This window comes from Howardella ureilytica, from assembly GCF_054657495.1.
This window is the reverse complement of the sequence record NZ_BAAHYP010000001.1, coordinates 188452-207475: the sequence shown is the minus strand read 5'-3', so window position 1 is coordinate 207475 and position 19024 is coordinate 188452. Positions and strand designations below refer to the sequence as shown.

Below are 19024 nucleotides of genomic sequence, written 5' to 3'. Positions count from 1 at the left end.
ATATGTAAAAATTTGGAACATAATACAATAAACAAAAATTCATGCTCACATTACATATTGACAAAAATATAATTTATAAATCAGTATATTTGCATTGAGAAAATTACATTGAATTTGGTATAATACCTAATAAGAAAATCGTTGTTATAAGTCATGTATCTTTGTTCAGGATATTTTATGTTTTTGAGCGGACCATACTTATATAAACGAGTATCTGCCACAAATATAAATTAAGGGGATGGTATTATGCGTTTCATCATTACAGGAAGAAATATGGTCGTAACAGACGGGCTTAGGGAAGCTGTTGAGGAGAAGCTCGGAAAGCTTGACAAATTCTTTGCTTCCGAAACAGAGGTTCATGTAACACTCAGTGTTCAGAAAGAACAGCAGAAGATTGAGGTTACAATACCGGTAAAGGGACATATCATAAGAAGCGAGCAGGAAAGTAATGATATGTATGTTTCAATCGATCTTGTTGAGGAAGTTATCGAGCGCCAGTTAAAGAAGTATAAGAACAGACTTATTGACAAAAAACGTAACGCAGCTGATTTTGCGCCTGCATACATCGATCAGGATGCAGAAACATTTGATGATGAAGAAGTAAAGATCATCAGGGCAAAGAAGTTCGGAATCAAGCCTATGGATCCTGAAGAAGCCTGTGTACAGATGGAGCTTCTCGGACACGAATTTTATGTATTCCTTAACTCAGATACTAACGAAGTAAACGTTGTATATAAGAGAAGAGACGGTGCTTACGGACTTATTGAGCCGGAGCTCGACTGATTGCGATATAATATAAATATATTTTAAACGGGGACGACGGGAGAATGTTTTATCACATCTCAGGTTGTCCCTTTCTTGATTTACGATAAATGCAATGTTATAATTTTTATTTATAATAAAATGCAATAAGTGTAACTTATACTAAAAAAGTTATTTTAATTATACGTAATACTCAAGGGAGACTGATTTTAAATGGCAAATATTCGTGAACACGGCGTATCATCATACAGCACAAAAGAATTAAAAAAGATAATGCCGACAGTTAGAAAAATCGAGAGTTACAGAGATGAGTACAGTAAGCTTTCGAATGACGCTTTAAGAGCGAAGACGGATGAATTTAAAAAGAGATTAAAAGAGGGAGAAACATTAGACGATATTCTTCCGGAGGCATATGCGGTTGTAAGAGAAGCATCTAAGCGTGTTCTCGGAATGGAACATTACGAGGTGCAGCTTATCGGAGGAATTGTGCTTCACCAGGGTCGTATTGCCGAAATGAAAACGGGAGAAGGCAAGACATTGGTTGCCACTCTCCCTTCATATCTCAATGCACTTAAAGGGGAAGGAGTTCATATAGTAACGGTTAATGATTACCTTGCCAACAGAGATGCGACGGAAATGGGGCAAATACACAACTTTTTAGGACTGTCCGTAGGTGTTATCCTTCACGATATGAAGGATAAGCAAAGAAGGGATCAGTACAACTGTGATATTACATATGTAACAAACAACGAGTTAGGCTTTGACTACCTCCGTGACAACATGGCCATGTATAAGGAGCAGCAGGTACTCAGAGGCTTAAAGTATGCCATTATTGACGAGGTGGATTCAATTCTCATAGATGAAGCGAGAACACCTCTTATTATTTCGGGACAGAGCGGTAAATCAACAAAGCTGTATGAACTCTGTGATGTTCTTGTCAGAAGACTTGAAAGAGGAGAATTCAAGGGTGAAATGACAAAAATCAAAGCCATAATGCAGGAAGTGGAAGAGGAAGACGGAGATTACGTAGTTGATGAAAAGAATAAAATCGTTAATCTTACAGAAGAAGGTGTCCGCAAGGTGGAACAATTCTTCCATATAGATAATTACGCCGATGTGGAAAATCTCGAACTTCAGCACAATGTAACACTTGCGCTCAGAGCTCACAGTCTTATGACAAGAGATAAGGATTATGTGGTTAAGGACGGAGAAGTTCTTATCGTTGATGAATTTACAGGTCGTATTATGCCGGGAAGACGTTACTCGGACGGACTGCACCAGGCTATAGAAGCGAAGGAACATGTTGAAATCAAAAGAGAGAGCAAGACGCTTGCAACAATAACATTCCAGAACTTCTTTAATAAGTATGACAAGAAATCGGGAATGACCGGTACGGCAATGACTGAGGATAAGGAATTTAAAGAAACGTATCAGATGGACATTGTTGAGATACCTACCAATAAACCTATTCTCAGAGTTGATTTAAATGATGCCGTATACAAAACAAAGAGGGGCAAATTCAACGCAGTGATTAATTCCATTGTTGAATCCCACAGTAAGGGACAGCCGGTACTTGTAGGTACAATTTCCATCGAAACTTCCGAATACCTCCATAAACTTCTGGAAGCGAGAGGTATTAAGCATAATGTCCTCAATGCGAAGTATCACGAATTGGAAGCACAGATAGTGGCCGAAGCGGGTAAGCACGGAGCAGTTACCATCGCTACAAATATGGCGGGACGAGGTACCGATATTAAGCTTGATGATGAAGCCAGAGCTGCGGGAGGCCTTAAAATTATCGGAACCGAGCGTCATGAATCAAGGCGAATAGACAATCAGCTCAGAGGACGTTCCGGCAGACAGGGAGATCCGGGAGAATCAAGATTTTATATTTCTCTTGAGGATGATCTTATGAGACTGTTCGGTCAGGACAGATTAATGAAGATTTTTAATGCATTGGGCGTTGATGAAAATATGGAATTGGATCACAAAATGCTTACCAATGCCATAGAAAGAGCTCAGAAAAAGATTGAGACCAATAACTACGGTATAAGAAGCAACCTCCTTAAGTATGATTCCGTTATGAATGAACAGAGAGAAATCATATATAATGACAGGAACAGAGTATTGGACGGAGAGGATATGCACGATTCTGTTGTTGAAATGTATAAGACAACTATTGATTATTACATCGACAACATCATAAAAGACAAACAGGCAGCGGCTGATTGGGACTATACATTATTAAATGAGCATTTACTTCCTATTATTCCGTTGGATAGAATTGCATATTCAGCAGATATCGATACAAAGGATAAACTTAAAAAGAAATTGTTCGATGAGGCAATTAAGACATATGAGTCCAAGGCTGCGGAATTTGAAAATGAGGAACAGTTTAAGGATATCGAAAGAGTTATTATTCTCAGAGCGATAGATGATAAATGGAATCAGCATATTGATGACATGGATCAGTTAAAGCAGGGAATCGGACTCCAGGCATTTGCACAAAGAGATCCGGTAGTAGAATACAAAAACATAGGCTATGACATATTTGACGATATGCTTAAGGAAATCCAGATTGAAGTAGTCCATATTATTTCTTCAGTGAGACCTAAAAAGGAAGTTGAATTGAACGAAGCAAACAAAATGGCTGCTGCAAGAAAAGAAAACACGGTATCGGGTCATACTCCGGTAAGAGTTAACAAAGAAAAAGAATTGGTATAAGAGAAAAATACACAGAAAGGTAATTAAAGTGGTAGAGTTAGACCGTATAAAGCAGGAGCTTGCGGCAAGCGAAAAGCCCATGGCTCAGATTGAGAAATCTCTTGATTTGGAAAGTATTAAACAGAGAATAGAAGAAACCGAAAAGCTGATGGAAGAACCTTCTTTTTGGGATGATGTTGATAAATCCAAAAAGACAATGTCAAAATTAAAGGCTATGAAGGATGAACTTGAAGGCTTTAAGGCTTTGGAATCCGGAAAAGAGGAAATATCACTTCTTATTGAAATGGCAGAGGATGAAGGAGACACAAGCCTTATTCCGGAGATTGAGTCGGAATTTGAAGCATTTACAGAGAAATTGGAGACATTAAGACTTGCGACACTTCTGTCGGATGAATATGACAGTAATGACGCTATCGTCACTCTTCATGCCGGAGCCGGAGGTACGGAGGCCTGCGACTGGTGTTCCATGTTATACAGAATGTATATGAGATGGGCTGAAAAGAGAGGCTTGGAATTTGAGACAATAGATTACCTTGACGGAGACGAAGCCGGAATTAAGGCCGTTACATTTGAAGTGCACGGAGAAAATGCATACGGATTATTAAAATCGGAACACGGTGTACACAGACTTGTCAGAATTTCCCCTTTCAATGCTGCCGGAAAGAGACAGACGTCTTTTGTTTCCTGTGACGTAATGCCGGACATTGATGAGGATATTGACATAGATATCGACAAGGATGATTTAAGGATAGATTTATACAGAGCATCGGGTGCGGGCGGACAGCACATAAACAAAACATCATCTGCCGTCAGAATAACGCATTTGCCTACGGGAATTGTTGTCCAATGTCAAAATGAGCGTTCTCAGCATCAAAATAAAGATAAGGCAATGGCAATGCTTCGTTCAAAACTTTATCTTATGCAGAAAGAGGAAAATGCCGAGAAAGCAGCGGATATAAAGGGTGATGTTAAGGACATTAATTTCGGAAATCAGATTCGAAGTTATGTTCTTCAGCCGTATACAATGGTTAAAGATCACAGAACCAATAAAGAAATCGGTAACGCCCAAAGCGTTCTTGACGGAAAAATAGATCCTTTTATAAGTTCTTATTTAATTTGGAAAACTACCGGCAAGAAAGCTGATGAAGAATAATTAAAAGTGAGAGAATATGCTTCAACTTAATCACATTTCAGTTAAGGGAATAAACGGATATATATTGAAAGACTGTACATATAGATTCAATGAAGGTGAAATATATGTGCTGTATATGAAGAATAAGAAAGATATTAAAATATTTTTTGATTGCTTAAGTAATTACAGAAAACCCGAGGAGGGTGAAGTTACGACGTGGACAGATGCAACGATTTACAATATCTCGTCCCGTAACGACCTGCCTTCGGACTTTACCGTCGGCGAATTTCTTTATTCCCTTTCAAGGATAAACGGAGCAGAGTATAATCTCGAAGCGGCGTTGGAAAACGTTCCTCATATAAGGGAAAAGTCCGATATTCGCATTAAGGATCTGTCGGAAGAAGAGCTTAAGTTATTGCATACGGTCACATTTATGACCGTCAAATCTTATATAAATTTATGGGGAGTGCCGTTTGCTCCGGACGAATATATGGAGAAGCTCACGGATGTTGTGGGTGAATTTAATGTATATATATTTGCTTCCGACGATATAAATGAATGTAACCGTATTGCGGAATTGTTTTCGGTCGGGTTGATTACATGCGTCGACGGAGGCATTTCGGAATATAAGAAGAATAATAATCAGTGAGGTAGCGAATATGAAAGATCACTTATATGCGAGAGTATTTGCTGCTTTTAAATACAGAGTCATAAAATATAAAAATAAATGGTCATCAGGGGTTAATCCTAAGAAAAACGACGGATTCAGGATGTTTTTGGCAGGACTGTGTAAGATTGCTTTGGATCTTGGGAAAAGATGGCTGTTTATTGTTTCGGCCGTTGTTATTCCCACTCTGCTGTTTGTCGAATTCAGACCGGGATTGGAGGATTATAGGAACACGGTATGTGTTATTACGTGGTTCTTTATGATTACATTGGGCGAAAGCTATGTCTATACAAAAATATACAATATTACGAATAACGATGAGACATTAATAAAAGTTTTTAGAGTTGATTATAAGGATACTTTTCTCGGGAAGTTTTCATATGATGTTATTTCAAAATGTATATTTGATGCATCTGCTTTATTAATATTCAGAATCGGCATATATAATGTCATAGCTTTGCTTGTTTTGACATTATCGTTTAAGGCGATAGGTGAGCACAGAAGAATTAAAAGATTTAATAAGGCCCACAGGACCATTAATAAAAGCAAGTATAACAGAGGAAATGCTTTCTTCACATTTGTAATGATGATTGCGGCATATGTTACACCTCTTATTCTCGGTGAAAACATTCAAAAAATTACGGTAGTCGTACATCCTATTGTAGTTGCGGTCGTAGGAGCGAAGAGTATACTTGATTACAGATTTCTATTCAAATATAAGTACTACGGTAACATAGAGCGGGAATTATTGTACGGGAGTAATTATGGGCGATGAAGAGATTAACGGAAAGGTAATCGGAGATGACATCGTATCTCCGGAGAAAAAAAAGAAAAAAAGGCAGAAAGCAGGTTGGATAATTCTTATTGTCATTGTTGCTTTGGTGGTTTTATTTATTGTATTTACAATATTTTCAAAGCGTTCCCAGGCAGAATATTCCAATTCATCAAGATATAATTATGAAGCAAAATTATATGATGACGGAAGTAATTTGAGCAATGTACAGTTGGCGAATATTTGGATTAACGGATATTTAGGTCAATATAAGGAGATGTTTACACCGCAGAGCGAAAGACTTAAAAATATAAAAGTAGAATCCGTTACCGACGCTGATAACAAAAACGGTGCAGTCAATATGACATTTTCGGCACAGCTTGTAGACAGTTCCACCCAATATTTTAATGATTGGGGAGGCTACATAAGCGGAGGAACCATAAAATGTTCTTGGACCGGATCGTTTGCCGTAAAAGATTCGGGTAAGGGATATGTTGTTTATCCGGTAAATATTGCGGATAATTCGGATAACGGGGCTCAAAATGCATTATTGGACGATAATGACAATGAGCAGTCAATAATAAAATACCAAATAAGCGATAATAATCTTTCTGTATCTTTTGACGGAGGAGAGTCATATTCTCAGGTTCCAATTGATATCAGAAACTTACCGTTAACAGGTGATAATTATGATACTCTTCTAAGGGGAAGTTATGTATTAAATGACAATATAGCGGCTTTCTTGTACGGAGGAGAAACCGTTAACGGAGAGAGAGTGCCTTTTTCGGTTATTTATTCTGCCGATTACGGATCTACATGGGAGACCGGAGAGATAGATTCAATATATGATATAGATTCTTATCATATTGACATGTTCGATGAGAGCGACGGAGTTATTGTTGTAGGATACGGAATCAATAATAATTCGGAATATACAAAAATATATAAAACCACGGACGGCTGCAAAACATGGACAAACGTAGGAAGCGGACCGGGGACCGAAATGCTCGTCGGAGCGAAATTTATTGATGTAAATACGGGTTTTATTGCATATAAAACAGATAACGGAAATAATCTCTATATGACAAGAGACGGCGGAAGGACATTTAATATTGTAACTTTTCCCGCGGGAACACTTGATGAGAGTGCAAACGGTAAAAGCTGGTTTGACATATTTAAAATCGCTTCCGTTCCAAAGGTAGATGAAAACGGAAATATGATTGTATATCTTTCTCAGCCTTCGGGTTCAAATTACCATAATGGCACTTCTGCGGTATATAAATCCAAGGACAACGGACTTACCTGGACATTTGTTGAGGAAATCAAGTTATAACATTTTGATTAAAATAAAAAAGCTTAGGCTGCAATATCCTTTGGATAATTGAAGCCTAAGCTTTTTTTATCTGAATGCCAAACCTATGGAAATATTATTGAATATTCCGAGTGCGGCAACCGCAAGTAATATAATCGTAAGTACGGTTCCGACTGAACGGTTCTTAACGCCTAACGACAGTTTATTAATCGTTATTCCGAATATTATGGTCATAAGAGGTGCATATATTAAACTGAACGGAGCCTTTACCCATGTGGATATAACCACAAGAATAACCGATGTAACGGCAACGGCAACGGAAAAATTATACCTGCCGGTGTCAAAATCATCTACTCTTGTTCTCGGGAATAATATTATAAATACGCCAACAAGAGGAATAACGGTCATAATTGTAAGCTTTGTCAAAAATCCGAAGATTTCCAAGCCGCTTATTCCGAATGCAATCCATGAAAATATACCGAGTAAAGCGGCACAGATCGCAACAGCCGTCAAAAACTTTTTGTAGTATCGGGCTTTATAGGGCATATATGAATATTTCTGTAATACTATAATGTATATAAGATACATTATAAAAACAGGAAAAATCAATCCCAGAAATACGGTAAATCCGCCGTATCCCGCAAACACATCAGGTATAATAAATCTTGCGAACAGATCCAACGGAAGTACTTCGCTTTGTCCGTAAGGCAGAGATGAAATATATGTCTGATATGATAAAAACGCATTTCCGCCGGAGGCGGCAGAAATAATAAGCGCAATGCAAATACCTGTTCCGAGGTTGGATAACAGCTTCAGAATCGCAAATCCGCTGTCTATACAAAGGTATATAAGCATAAATACGGTATAAGCAACAAAATAAATGACGGTAAACGGAGAAGAACAGTTTATTAGAGCTGTTGCTCCGAGTACCAGTCCGGGTACGAAATATGCAATGTACTTTCTTCTATACGTAAGAAGTATTGCCAGCATAAGTCCCGGAACGAGCATTGAACTGTATAATGCATATTCGCTGTGGTAAATATAAAACGGCGAGATACTGAGATATGTGATCAATGCAATGAACAGGGGAATCTGCCGGAAATTATATTTAAAAAATATAATAGACATACATACCAAACCGATTACCGGTATGATTATATTAATTCCGGCATTAGGACCCTGCACAATAAATGAGAACAACAGTGACATTGCTACAGTGACAATTATGTCAATTGCAAATAATCTGTTCTTAGAAGTCATAATGTACCACCTGATTTTTATAATTTATTTTTAACTTTAATACTATACCATAATATAACATTGATTAAAAATACAACTAAAACTTTAATTGCGTCAATTTACTTTTTGACTTTAGTGTGTTAAACTAATGCTGCCACATGACAAAGTATAATTGCTATGGATAGGAGAGAACCATGAATTATAAGGATCTGGACAGTCAAATGGGTTTGATTTGCGATGCAATCATCTCCATTAACGACAAAGAGACATGCGAGGAGTTCCTGAAAGATATATGTACAATTAATGAATTATATTCAATTATTCAAAGGCTGCAGGTTGCACTGATGCTTTATAAAAATAAAACATATCAGGATATTGCAAAAGTAACACATGCTTCCACCGCAACAATAAGCAGGGTCAACAGATGCCTTAATTACGGAGATAACGGTTACAGAAAGGTTCTTGACAATTTGCCGGAGGAAATCAGGGAAAAATATTAATTTCCGGTTAAATAATAAATAAATGAGACGAAGTAATTTCCGTACAGATATTACTTCGTCTTTTTATATGATTTTCACGCCCGGAACATGACTGAAAATATTTACTTATCCTTTTCTTTATTTTTTTTATCTTTATTAAGCTGGGCGTAATTGCCTATTAAATTCTCAATAAGAACCTTCTTGTAATAGATATCGTTTGAAATAACCGTTATAAGTAAAAACAATTCAAGGTAATCTTCGATTTCATCAGAGAAGTCGATTTCTCCTTCCTGTTTTGCATCTTCTATCATTTTTCTGACTGTAGTTAAATCATCTTTAATGTCGGCCATTATGCCTTCCTGTTGATCACTGCACATTTTATGGATTTTGGAGTAGCAGCGATATGTATATTCCATGGCGACGGAATCGTTTTCGGAATATTTTTCGGTAATGGGCTCAAGAAGATCGTGTATCTCGTCTATCGTTAAAAAGTTCTTATAGTAATATATAAGAGTCAGAAAATATAAATGCTGTTTGGAATATTTTTTCTTAACGGGCGGAGGAAGCAGCTTTTTCTTCGTATAGTTGTTAATCATTGTTTTTGTAAGAAGTTTATCGTCGTCATGAACGTTGTTGTTCATAAGATGATCTCGAAGAAATGCCGTTACCTGATCCATATAAAGATAAATGTCCGGAGGATCATCCGGAGCTATGGTTTTTATATTTTTGAGAGCTTCTATCTCGTTAGATATAATATCTTTAATATTATCGTAATGTTTATATTCGGACATAATTCGTCTCCGTACGTAAGTGAATGTTTCTGTTTTGTACATTATATATATCCATAAATCAATTCAAGGTTTCAAATATTATATTATGTAGTTATTAAAAACCACATGTAATTTTCATAATATTACCGGGTGTGTTTATTTTATGTTGATATTAATGTATACTATAATATAGAACAAATGTGTTATACAAATGAATTATTTTAGATATAAATTTTATAATTTCGGAATACGGATAAGGATATATAATGATTAATTTAAATGATCTTAATAATAATCAAAGAGAAGCGGTAATCACCACGGAGGGACCTCTGTTAATTATTGCAGGTGCCGGATCCGGTAAGACAAGGGTTCTGACATACAGAATCGCCTATCTTATTGAACACGGAACAGACCCGTATAACATACTTGCAATAACATTTACGAATAAAGCGGCGAAAGAAATGCGTGACAGAGTAAATGATGTTGTCGACGGGGGCAACAGGGTGTGGGTCAGTACGTTTCATTCAATGTGTGTCAGGATTCTCAGAAGATTTGCGGACAGGATCGGATTTACCGGTGATTTTGCAATATATGATACGGATGACGCGAAAAGTGTTATGCGTGAGGCAATTAAGGCAAGAAATCTTGATACAAAATCATATAAAGAACGGGTGGTATTAAATGTAATATCAGGGGCCAAGGACAGGATGATCGATCCGAGACAGATGTTAACCGGCGCAAGGGGAATGAGAGAAGAAAATTATGCCAATCTCTATGCTGATTATCAGGCTGCGCTTAAGAAAAACAATGCGATGGATTTTGACGATCTGATATTTCATACGGTTAATTTGCTCAAATCCAATCCGGATGTATTGGAAACGTTTGCAAACAGATTTAAATATATGATGGTAGATGAGTACCAGGATACCAATACATCTCAATTTGAGTTGGTAAGTCTGCTTGCGTCAAAATGGAACAATCTCTGTGTTGTAGGTGACGACGACCAGTCAATATATAAGTTCAGAGGAGCAAATATTGAAAATATACTGAGTTTTGAGGATGAATTTAAAAATACAAAGGTTATTAAGCTGGAAGAGAATTACAGATCGACGAAAACAATCCTTGATGCGGCCAATGCCGTAGTGAAGAATAATTGTAACAGAAAGGATAAAACTCTTTATACGGGAAATGAACAGGGTGAAAAAGTTAAATTTCTTATGTATAATTCCGCATATGACGAAGCGCAGGGAATTGCCGGAAAGATAGAATATCTTGTTCACGACGGATGGGAATACAGCGATATTGCAATTCTGTACAGAACGAATGCTCAATCCAGAACAATAGAAGAAAAATTGGTATACAATAACATACCCTACAGAATGTACGGCGGAGTTAACTTCTATGCAAGGCGGGAAATTAAGGATGTGTTGTCATATCTGAAAGCGGTTGCGAATGAATCAGACGCTCAGGCAATCAAAAGAATAATAAATGTACCGAAGCGCGGAATAGGACAGACCACCGTAGAGAGAATTCAAAATTATTCCGATATATACGGCATAACATTTTGGGAAGCATTAACCGACTGTGAAAATAATCACGAGATTACTCCCGCAACCGCTAAAAAAATTCATAAATTTACGGATATGATCGCAGAGTTCAAAGAAACAGCCGGTGACGGTACCATTGAAGAACTTGCCAATGAGATATTGGAAAAAACGGGATATATAGACTACCTGGGAGAAAATGATTCGCCTGAAGAACTGGCGGACCGAAGAGCCAATATTGATGAACTTATAAATAAGATAATCGCATATGAGTCGGATGATAAAGAGGAATCATATGACCCTGCAACGGGAGAGGCATTAAGTGATTTACCGATAAGTCTTGACGGATTTTTGGAAGAAGTTTCTCTGATTGCGGATGTCGGTGAAAATGACACGGATCCGAACAGGGTTGTTATGATGACTTTGCATTCCGCCAAGGGTTTGGAATTTCCGATTGTATTTATGGCGGGAATGGAAGAAGGATTATTCCCAAGTTATATATCCGCGGATGATGATGAAGAATTGGAAGAGGAGCGCCGTCTGTGCTATGTAGGCATGACACGAGCCGAGAAAATGCTCTACCTTACATTTGCGGCTGAAAGAATGGTTCACGGCGAGAGAAGATCTGCCGTACCTTCAAGATTTGTAAGAGAAATACCTCAGCATTTACTTGAGACCGATAATCTATCGGGACTCAATTCAAAAAGGGAAACAGTCTTTACAAAAGAATATGAGCCGAGGGCAACGTCAACTTCTCTTGATAAAAAACCTTTAAGGCTTAAATCGGGAAGTGTTGCTATACCGCAAAATACCGTCGGTAAGTACAGCAGCAGAGTAAATATTCCGAGAAAGACCGAAAGAGACAGACGACCTACATTCGGCAGAGCGTTTCCGGCAGACGGTAACATAAAAAGGAATATTCCCGGCAAGCCTTTGAACGGATCAGATTCTTTAAGCGGGGCGGTGAAAACAGGAAATGTATTAAAAACAAACGACACTGAATCCTCTCAAAGTAATAATAAGGCTGCAACAACGGAAAAATTTTCAGTCGGGGAAGCACCTTATGTTATCGGACAACGAGTGTCAAATGACAGATTCGGTCATGGTGTCGTAACAGATATTAAACCTATGTCTAACGATTGGCTCGTTACCGTGGAATTTGATGAAGGCGGTCAGAAAAAAATGCTTACAAGCTTCATTAAGTTGAATGTTTTGGAATGACTTAACATTATGTCATTAAATGGCAAGAAAATATAGAAAGTAACATGGAGATGTGATATACTTCTAATATATCATAGTTAAGGAGGATAAGGTTGTGAAAAAGGGAAGTAAGTTCGGTAAGTTTTTGGCATTTGTCGGCGCTCTTACAATTATCGGAGGAATCTGCTTCTTAATCTATAAGCTTACAAAGCCGGATTATCTTGATGAGTACGATGACGACGATTACGATGATGACGATTTTGACGAAGAGACAGATTTTGCTGACGAAGAGGAAGCATAAGCCGTTAAAAATTAGATTTACAACTTAATATCGTCTTGAGGAGATGCATCCGGCATCTCCTTTTTGTTTATAAAAATATGAGAATTTATCTTTATATATTATAATGGTATAAACGCCAAAGACGGCTTTTAAATCCCGTTTATGAATACGCGTGTTTTTACTTCGCAGCTTCGACTGTGCTGTTGCATTTGAACTTTTTGTGATGCATATTTTCACAATGCTTATATGAAACATCATACTTTAATACATTTTCAGAGGTGATTCTATTCTAAATTATTTTTTTTACTCTGCAGTTATTTTCATACTTTTTTTGATTTCGATAGAGGATTCACTCAGATATATAATTCAAAATAAAAGGTTATTACATATATTATTTTTATTTATTATTTATCCGATACTATACTCCGCAGAAAATATGATATTCCTAAAAAGTGAATGTATGGGATATTTACATGGCGAGACTGTCGGTATTTTTATTTCTTATATATTTAATTATTTGTATTCTCATACATTTTCGGCAGTATTATCTGTTTTGTTTGTTTTAATATTGTTTTTTACGGCAAGGGTACTAACCGGTAAAACCATAGGTATGGGAGACATAAAGCTATATACGGTTATTGCCGTAAATGCGGAGACAAATATTATTTATGTAATTATGTTATCCATGATTATGTGGCTGCCGGTTCATATTATAAAAAAGAGCGATACAAAGACGGCTCTCGGTCCGTTTATATCGCTCTCATATGCGGTTATACTCAATATAAGTATATTGCCTTAAATTATTATTTTTTTTGATTATTTTTATTAACGGCATTAGGAGAAAGACCGTTTAATATATTTTCTCTGTATTGAGGGAGTCTTTCCTTTGTAATAACAAGATTTTCCGTAAGAGGATTTATTACAAGACCTACTGAGTCATCAAGTGAAAGAGTTTTTTCACCGTCTACTAGAATTACGCCCCATTCATCGACCGGATACATTTTCTGGAATTCATCAAGGTCGGTAAAAATGGCAATCAATGTATCACCGTTACCGTTGTTAACATGAGGTATTGAAATATTTCCGTCCGGAACAGCTCGTATTTTTTCTCCGTTAACTTCTTCAACCACCTGTTTAATAGGTACAAGGAGCTTGGAATTTTTAAATGCGCTCCACATGGCCTTATCCTTGACTTCGCAATTTTCATTTCTGTTAGGATAATCAACGGGCCATCTTAATTCAGATAAGCAGATATTCATGGCATATCTGAACTCAGGATTAAAGAAATCAGGGTGTTCATCTGATTTTTGAAGTATGGATTCGGCCAACTGTTTTTCGCTGATAAAATCATTTACGTCAAGCTGAATATGCTGCTGACCGTTATCTATGGTTACGCTTTTAACGCCGAGCAGAGCAAGATAGACAAACAGAGGAAGTTGATCCGTCTTGTTGTTCATTTGGCGAACCGATAATTTTCTGAATTGCTTGCCATAGTAATCAACGGCATCATCGGCATATGATTTAATAGAATAAACATCAACCGTGCCGTTATTAAGAAACGGAGTATTTGTGTTAAGATCGATGGTAATAAACAACTCATCGGCATTATTGATTTTTGAAATAATGGTTTTCTTTAAAAGATCTTCTTTGTTCTCATCCTTGATTTTTTCATTTCTTATGCATTTGATCAAAAACGATAATTCCTGAATTGACAACGCATCGGCTTTTTCCTGCGTTATATCTGAATCAAGCATTGCTCTGAGTTCACCCAGTCTTGAATCGGATAATTTGTCCTTGTTGATCTTGTTATGTCCGTTGTCCAATGAACAGATAATATTTCCTTTTTTAAACAGTGAAACATTGGGATTATCCACGATAATACCATATGCGTTCTCGTTGCCGCCGTTTTCCGCATATGTAATTTCTTTTAAATCGTCACGACCGATTTTTTCGAGTGAAAGAATGCGGCATGTGAGCTGTAATTGCTCTCCGGAATACATACAGATACCTTCGCCCTGCTTAAATGTTCCTTTTAAAAGGAATCCCGAAACATATGTGACATCTTTACCGTCCCGTTTAAGAGTATATGCGTCATCTATCTGAAATGCAGAGTTATTTTTTGCTATTTGATCCTGAATATTTTGTTCATTAGTACTCATAAAAATCTCCTTAGTCTAATTACAGTTTTTTACCTGCACAACTATAAATAGTTTAACATATTATAGTTTGAAAAAAACATATGAAAGCAGTAAAATTAAAAAAAGATTTAATAAATATATTTTGGGAGGCGGTTTTATGTCAGGACTTAAAGAAAAAGCGGAAATAGGCTTAGGGATAGCAAAAGAGGCTGCAAAGGACGGTTTAGAGGCAGCGGCAGACGCTACGGCAAAGGGATTTGAGGCTGCAAAAGAAGCAACTTCAAGCGGTCTTAAAAAAGCCAAAAACGCAGCCGAGAAGGGAGTAGAAGAGGTAAAGGAGAAGACCGAAAAGATACTTGAAAAGACAAGTGAAAAAATTAAAGAAATGAAAAAATAATATGCCCGGTGTAAAGATTTAATATGAGCTTTGCCGGATAAATGATTTTTTGAAATTAATTTGTCCGGTTTACATATGTATAATAAAACATACAACCGTATTAATGCATATTTAACATAATATAAAAAATAACAACTTTTTAATTTTATAAATTATTTATGAGTATTAACTTATTAAATAAATAGTATTTTTTAAATAAATAATATAAACTTAAAAAGTTGTTTTTAATTGCGTCTTAATAATCTTAAAAAAGAGGTATTTCATGGACATTTTTGGATGGATATCGATGCTGGGAGGGCTTGCCATGTTCCTTTACGGCATGCATCTCATGGGAGAAGGTCTCCAATCGGGCGGAGGTAAGGTTGTCGGTGCTATGGAAAAGATGACGTCAAATCCTTTCATGGCAGTTCTTCTCGGCCTTGGTATTACGGCGGTAATTCAGTCTTCATCCGCTACAACCGTTATGGTAGTAGGTTTTGTTAACTCAGCTACGCTTAATCTCGAGCAGGCGGCAGGCGTTATTATGGGTGCCAACGTAGGTACTACCGTTACGTCATGGATTTTGAGTTTGACGGGCTTAAGCGGGGATAATCCTTTTATTACGGCATTTAAGCCTTCCACCTTCGCCCCTATTATGGCTATGGTGGGAGTAATACTGCTTATATTCTTAAAAAAAGAAAAATTGCATACGGTAGGTAAAGTCCTTTTCGGTTTAGGTTTGCTTCTGATAGGTATGGATTTCATGTCCGCCGCCGTTAAGCCGTTGGCGAATGATCCAAACTTTACAAACCTGTTATTGATGTTCTCCAATCCTATACTCGGAGTTATTGCCGGTACCGTTATTACGGCGGCAATTCAAAGTTCCTCTGCTTCGGTAGGTATTTTGCAGGCATTGATTCTTACGGGTACAATACCGTATTCATCGGTTCTTCCTATTATTATGGGTCAGAACATAGGTACCTGCGTTACGGCTCTTATATCAAGTATAGGAACATCCAAAAATGCCAAGCGAGCCGCATTTATACATCTGTACTTTAATGTTATAGGTACGGTTATATTTATGGCGGGATTCTATACAATTAATGCCTTTCATCCGTTTGCATTCCTCGGAGATGCGGCGACCCCTATGGGTATTGCCATATTCCATACATTCTTTAACTTGCTTACAACGGCTATTCTTCTTCCGAACAGAAAGCTTCTTGTTAAACTTGCATGTAAAACCGTGCGCGGAAAAGCAACCGTTGAAGAAGAGGCGGATGAGGAATTGGCTCACAATCTTTCAAAAATCAACGATATTTTCCTCAATCAGCCTTCGGCGGCTGTAGATCAGGCTTATGAAGTTACCGTAAAAATGAGTGAAACGGCTAAAGAGAGTATGAATATAGCACTTTCTCTTTTGCATGATTATAATGAGGAAAAAGCAAACCGTGTTACGATTATGGAATCACAGGTTGATAAATATGAAGATAAACTCGGAACTTTCTTACTTAAGATAAGTACAAGGGAATTGAGTAATAAGCAGGCAGACAAGGTAGGCGTAATGCTTCGTATGATCGCCGACCTTGAGCGTATTGCCGATCATGCGGAAAACACGATGTTTTCGGCCAAAGAAATTCATGAAAAGAAGGAATTTTTCACTCCTGAGATAACATCTGATATGCATGTCCTTGAAGATGCAATCAAGGATATACTTGAAACAACTCATAACGGGCTTGTTACGGGTGACGTTATGGTTGCCAAGAGGGTTGAACCTCTTGAAGAAGTTATCAAGAGCCTCAGTATTAAGCTTCGTGACAGACGTGTTAAGTACCTTACTACAGGTAAATGCACCATGGTTACAAGTTTTATTCTCTCGGATCTGAGCATTTATCTTGAAAGAGTTGCAGCTCACTGTTCCAATATTGCCATCGCAACCATAGAAGTTGCCAAGGGTGACCTTTCACTCGACATGCATGAATATATAGAGACGGTGAAGAAATCCAATTCGGAAGAGTTCCAAAGAGACGTTGCATTTTATTCCGATAAATACAAGCTTCCGAAATTCGAAAAAGAGCAGGTCGAAAGACGTCCTGCAATAGAAGAAAAGGCATAACGCCTTACATAATGTATATTACACGGATTTAGAAAATCACCCTGTAATTCCATATGATATTTTTTCGGGATAACCGGTAAATGAATGTTATCATTAAGGATTTTACAGGGTGATTTTATTTATAATATGATTTAAATATAATAAGTCGGAGAATAATATATGAAAGATATTTTGGTTATACTTACGGGAGGAACTGTCGGAAGTTGTGTAAAAGACGGCAGTATAGACATCGGCAGCGATTCAAAATATACCGTGATTGAAATGTACCGGGAATTTTATGATAAAGAATTAAAGACCGCAAATAATTCATCACATAAGAACAATAATTCTGAAACGGATATTACGGACAGATTTGACATTAAAGAAAAGTTTTCGATATTAAGTGAAAATTCCACAATATCTTATTTAAATGATTTATTGGATGTGGTTGCGGATATCAACCAATCCGAATATAACGGAATAATACTTACGCACGGTTCTGATACAATGCCTTACACGTCTTCTTTACTCGGCAGTGTATTAAAAGGGCGATTGAATATTCCGCTTGTGATTGTGGGTGCAATGTTACCTCCCGACATGCCGGGATCCGATGCCGTATATAACTTTGCTTCTGCCGTGGGTATTATTGATACTTTTATATGCAATAAAAATTCGGATGACGAATATACGAGGGAATTACTTAAGGATGTATTTGTTGTCGACGGCGGAGATATCTACGGATCGGTTATACACAGAGGAGAGGAGCTGACAGAGGCGGACTCCGCAAACGATGCATACGGGTCTTACGGGGATGAAGAATTCGGATTCTTTTATCTTGATAAATCCAATGTTATGTTTCTCGACGGGGATAATTCCATGCAATGGATGGATAATGCATATTTCGGGTACGAGAATTATTATCTGGAATTGAACAGTGATCATGTCAACACATGCAATCCAAATGTTTCCGATGAAATTCTTGAAAAAGTATTTAAAAGAGAAAGAAAACTCAACGGTAATGTATTATACATTAAACAGGTACCGGGATTTAATTACGACTGTATAAATATATCCGGTATAAGAGCAGTATTGATATACGGTTATCACGCAGGGACATTTTGTTCGGAAGGGAACGGGACAGATATTTCAAAATTTATTAAGAGATGCAATGAGGAAAACGTAACCGTATATCTTGCATCCTCAAAAGCGGAAATAAACGATGAGTACGGAAGTTTCGTTAAATTAAAGAATACTGAATTTGTCCGACTTTTCGATCTTTCTTCCGAGGCTGCATACATAAATGTATTGCTGCGCGAATCAGAATAAACAATGAATTTAAATAATAATTAATAACAAACATGTGAAATGCCTTTGGTATTGTCTGTATCACGAAATGAATCAGATTAAGCCGATATTAGGCGTTGCACATGTTTTTATTTTAGGCAATATTTAATTATATTTTACTTTACTTTAAAGTTGCCGGGTGATAATATAACATAGTTAATTAACAGTGTTAAGTAACTATGTTATATATTTT

Annotated in this window: 16 protein-coding genes; 13 read left to right on the top strand and 3 right to left on the bottom strand. The window is 37.1% G+C overall.

The window, feature by feature from the left end; genetic code table 11:
- The first annotated feature begins 246 nt into the window (after window positions 1–246).
- From hpf to ACYQ1N_RS00965, 6 genes are all read left to right on the top strand, one after another.
- Window positions 247–783 (top strand): ribosome hibernation-promoting factor, HPF/YfiA family, encoded by a 537-nt coding sequence (hpf, locus tag ACYQ1N_RS00990; RefSeq protein ID WP_459831648.1) that lies wholly within the window; start codon window positions 247–249, stop codon window positions 781–783.
- Between the two features lie 192 nt (window positions 784–975).
- Complete coding sequence (secA, locus tag ACYQ1N_RS00985) at window positions 976–3486, top strand: preprotein translocase subunit SecA (RefSeq protein WP_459831646.1); 2511 nt, start codon at window positions 976–978, stop codon at window positions 3484–3486.
- Window positions 3487–3514: 28 nt separating this feature from the next.
- On the top strand, window positions 3515–4639 hold the full coding sequence (gene prfB, locus ACYQ1N_RS00980) for a peptide chain release factor 2 (RefSeq protein WP_459831644.1): 1125 nt from the start codon (window positions 3515–3517) through the stop codon (window positions 4637–4639).
- Window positions 4640–4655: 16 nt separating this feature from the next.
- Window positions 4656–5267 (top strand): hypothetical protein, encoded by a 612-nt coding sequence (locus tag ACYQ1N_RS00975; RefSeq protein ID WP_459831641.1) that lies wholly within the window; start codon window positions 4656–4658, stop codon window positions 5265–5267.
- A gap of 10 nt (window positions 5268–5277) precedes the next feature.
- Complete coding sequence (locus ACYQ1N_RS00970) at window positions 5278–6060, top strand: hypothetical protein (RefSeq protein WP_459831639.1); 783 nt, start codon at window positions 5278–5280, stop codon at window positions 6058–6060.
- Window positions 6050–7390 carry a WD40/YVTN/BNR-like repeat-containing protein gene (locus ACYQ1N_RS00965; protein ID WP_459831637.1) on the top strand — a complete coding sequence of 447 codons (1341 nt, stop codon included), beginning with the start codon at window positions 6050–6052 and terminating at the stop codon, window positions 7388–7390. The genes ACYQ1N_RS00970 and ACYQ1N_RS00965 overlap by 11 nt, the downstream gene beginning before the upstream one ends.
- A gap of 66 nt (window positions 7391–7456) precedes the next feature.
- On the opposite strand, the gene ACYQ1N_RS00960 is transcribed toward ACYQ1N_RS00965, so the two are convergent.
- On the bottom strand, window positions 7457–8629 hold the full coding sequence (locus tag ACYQ1N_RS00960; protein ID WP_459831635.1) for a hypothetical protein: 1173 nt from the start codon (window positions 8627–8629) through the stop codon (window positions 7457–7459).
- Between the two features lie 173 nt (window positions 8630–8802).
- On the opposite strand from ACYQ1N_RS00960, the gene ACYQ1N_RS00955 reads away from it, so the two are divergent.
- Window positions 8803–9108 carry a YerC/YecD family TrpR-related protein gene (locus tag ACYQ1N_RS00955; RefSeq protein ID WP_459831632.1) on the top strand — a complete coding sequence of 102 codons (306 nt, stop codon included), beginning with the start codon at window positions 8803–8805 and terminating at the stop codon, window positions 9106–9108.
- Between the two features lie 101 nt (window positions 9109–9209).
- Here ACYQ1N_RS00955 and ACYQ1N_RS00950 read toward each other — a convergent pair whose 3' ends face one another.
- Window positions 9210–9878, bottom strand: coding sequence for a DUF1836 domain-containing protein (locus ACYQ1N_RS00950; protein ID WP_459831630.1), 669 nt, complete (start codon window positions 9876–9878; stop codon window positions 9210–9212).
- Between the two features lie 245 nt (window positions 9879–10123).
- Between ACYQ1N_RS00950 and ACYQ1N_RS00945 the strand changes: the two genes are divergently transcribed.
- From ACYQ1N_RS00945 to ACYQ1N_RS00935, 3 genes are all read left to right on the top strand, one after another.
- Window positions 10124–12622, top strand: coding sequence for an ATP-dependent helicase (locus ACYQ1N_RS00945; protein ID WP_459831627.1), 2499 nt, complete (start codon window positions 10124–10126; stop codon window positions 12620–12622).
- A 94-nt stretch (window positions 12623–12716) separates the two neighbouring features.
- A complete protein-coding gene (locus tag ACYQ1N_RS00940; RefSeq protein WP_177956178.1) occupies window positions 12717–12902 on the top strand; it encodes a hypothetical protein in 186 nt (61 codons plus the stop codon).
- 439 nt (window positions 12903–13341) lie between these two features.
- Window positions 13342–13680 carry an A24 family peptidase gene (locus ACYQ1N_RS00935; RefSeq protein WP_459831624.1) on the top strand — a complete coding sequence of 113 codons (339 nt, stop codon included), beginning with the start codon at window positions 13342–13344 and terminating at the stop codon, window positions 13678–13680.
- A 4-nt stretch (window positions 13681–13684) separates the two neighbouring features.
- Here ACYQ1N_RS00935 and ACYQ1N_RS00930 read toward each other — a convergent pair whose 3' ends face one another.
- Window positions 13685–15040, bottom strand: coding sequence for an SseB family protein (locus ACYQ1N_RS00930; protein WP_459831622.1), 1356 nt, complete (start codon window positions 15038–15040; stop codon window positions 13685–13687).
- Window positions 15041–15176: 136 nt separating this feature from the next.
- On the opposite strand from ACYQ1N_RS00930, the gene ACYQ1N_RS00925 reads away from it, so the two are divergent.
- The 3 genes from ACYQ1N_RS00925 (at window position 15177) to ACYQ1N_RS00915 (ending at window position 18813) form a co-directional block, all read left to right on the top strand.
- Window positions 15177–15416, top strand: a complete 240-nt coding sequence (locus ACYQ1N_RS00925; RefSeq protein ID WP_459831620.1) for a hypothetical protein — start codon at window positions 15177–15179, stop codon at window positions 15414–15416.
- Between the two features lie 262 nt (window positions 15417–15678).
- Window positions 15679–17508 carry a Na/Pi cotransporter family protein gene (locus ACYQ1N_RS00920; protein WP_459831617.1) on the top strand — a complete coding sequence of 610 codons (1830 nt, stop codon included), beginning with the start codon at window positions 15679–15681 and terminating at the stop codon, window positions 17506–17508.
- 159 nt (window positions 17509–17667) lie between these two features.
- A complete protein-coding gene (locus ACYQ1N_RS00915; protein WP_459831615.1) occupies window positions 17668–18813 on the top strand; it encodes an asparaginase domain-containing protein in 1146 nt (381 codons plus the stop codon).
- Window positions 18814–19024: the final 211 nt, after the last annotated feature.

Excerpts from the sequence above, each read along its gene's own strand:
- ACYQ1N_RS00975 (WP_459831641.1), top strand. The coding sequence starts at position 4,656 with ATGCTTCAACTTAATCACATTTCAGTTAAGGGAATAAACGGATATATA.
- ACYQ1N_RS00970 (WP_459831639.1), top strand. The coding sequence starts at position 5,278 with ATGAAAGATCACTTATATGCGAGAGTATTTGCTGCTTTTAAATACAGA.
- ACYQ1N_RS00925 (WP_459831620.1), top strand. The coding sequence starts at position 15,177 with ATGTCAGGACTTAAAGAAAAAGCGGAAATAGGCTTAGGGATAGCAAAA.
- secA (WP_459831646.1), top strand. The coding sequence starts at position 976 with ATGGCAAATATTCGTGAACACGGCGTATCATCATACAGCACAAAAGAA.
- ACYQ1N_RS00920 (WP_459831617.1), top strand. The coding sequence starts at position 15,679 with ATGGACATTTTTGGATGGATATCGATGCTGGGAGGGCTTGCCATGTTC.
- ACYQ1N_RS00915 (WP_459831615.1), top strand. The coding sequence starts at position 17,668 with ATGAAAGATATTTTGGTTATACTTACGGGAGGAACTGTCGGAAGTTGT.
- hpf (WP_459831648.1), top strand. The coding sequence starts at position 247 with ATGCGTTTCATCATTACAGGAAGAAATATGGTCGTAACAGACGGGCTT.
- ACYQ1N_RS00955 (WP_459831632.1), top strand. The coding sequence starts at position 8,803 with ATGAATTATAAGGATCTGGACAGTCAAATGGGTTTGATTTGCGATGCA.
- ACYQ1N_RS00930 (WP_459831622.1), bottom strand. The coding sequence starts at position 15,040 with ATGAGTACTAATGAACAAAATATTCAGGATCAAATAGCAAAAAATAAC.
- ACYQ1N_RS00945 (WP_459831627.1), top strand. The coding sequence starts at position 10,124 with ATGATTAATTTAAATGATCTTAATAATAATCAAAGAGAAGCGGTAATC.
- ACYQ1N_RS00935 (WP_459831624.1), top strand. The coding sequence starts at position 13,342 with ATGGGATATTTACATGGCGAGACTGTCGGTATTTTTATTTCTTATATA.
- ACYQ1N_RS00960 (WP_459831635.1), bottom strand. The coding sequence starts at position 8,629 with ATGACTTCTAAGAACAGATTATTTGCAATTGACATAATTGTCACTGTA.
- ACYQ1N_RS00965 (WP_459831637.1), top strand. The coding sequence starts at position 6,050 with ATGGGCGATGAAGAGATTAACGGAAAGGTAATCGGAGATGACATCGTA.
- ACYQ1N_RS00950 (WP_459831630.1), bottom strand. The coding sequence starts at position 9,878 with ATGTCCGAATATAAACATTACGATAATATTAAAGATATTATATCTAAC.